We start from the raw sequence: 809 nt of genomic DNA, 5'->3' as shown, positions 1-809 counted from the left end.
GCAACACTGGCAAAACTGTTACCGCCTTACAATATGACCGTGGCAGCCGTTGCACAGATGGAAGGAATATCGGAAGCTACCCTCTATAACTGGCGTAATCAGGCTAAATCAGAGGGGAAACCGGTGCCCGGTGCAGAAAAGAACAGTGAACAATGGTCGTCAGAAGCACGCTTTGCCGCAATAGTCGAAACTGCCACGCTTTCTGAAGCTGAAGTAGCAGAATACTGCCGTAAAAAAGGACTCTATCCGGAACAGCTGGTTCAGTGGCGGCACGGATTTTTACAGACGGAGAATCCTGGTGATAAAGCGGCGCTGAAACAAAGCCTGAAAGAAAATAAACAGCTGAAGAAAGAACTGCTCCGCAAGGAAAAAGCCCTGGCGGAGGCGGCAGCCATACTGGTGTTGCGAAAAAAGCTCACGGATTACTACGGGGAAACAGACGCGGACGACTGACCCCTGAAAGCGAACGACAGCAGTTTATTCTGTGGATAAATGAAGCGGTAACGTCGGGTGCACGACGGGCCATTGCCTGCCGGGAAGTCAGCATCAGTCTGCGTACCTGGCGACGATGGATGAAAAATCCGCGTGACGGCAGACCTGAAGCCCTCAGGCCGGTACCGTTTAACCGGCTATCTTCTGAGGAAGAAAACCGGATACGGGATGTCTGCCATCAGCCGGAATATGCCAGCCTGCCACCGTCACAAATCGTGCCACGGCTGGCGGATAAAGGTATTTACCTGGCAAGTGAATCCACGTTTTACCGGATACTGCGACGCAGTGGTGAAGTACACCGCAGGGGGCGTCAGGGG

At 53.0% G+C, this 809-nt stretch carries 2 protein-coding genes; both read left to right on the top strand.

Going from position 1 to position 809, the window contains the following annotated elements; translation table 11 throughout:
- A partial coding sequence (locus GTPT_RS16570) for a transposase (protein WP_038011904.1) occupies positions 1 to 453 on the top strand: 453 nt, incomplete at its 5' end.
- Positions 450 to 809: helix-turn-helix domain-containing protein (locus GTPT_RS16565; RefSeq protein WP_345968894.1), on the top strand; the 360-nt coding region annotated here is incomplete at its 3' end. The genes GTPT_RS16570 and GTPT_RS16565, both read left to right, overlap by 4 nt.

It is taken from the genome of Tatumella ptyseos ATCC 33301 (assembly GCF_000735525.1).
In the GTDB taxonomy this organism is placed as follows: Bacteria; Pseudomonadota; Gammaproteobacteria; order Enterobacterales; family Enterobacteriaceae; genus Tatumella; species Tatumella ptyseos.
This window is presented reverse-complemented; position numbering and strand designations above follow the sequence as displayed.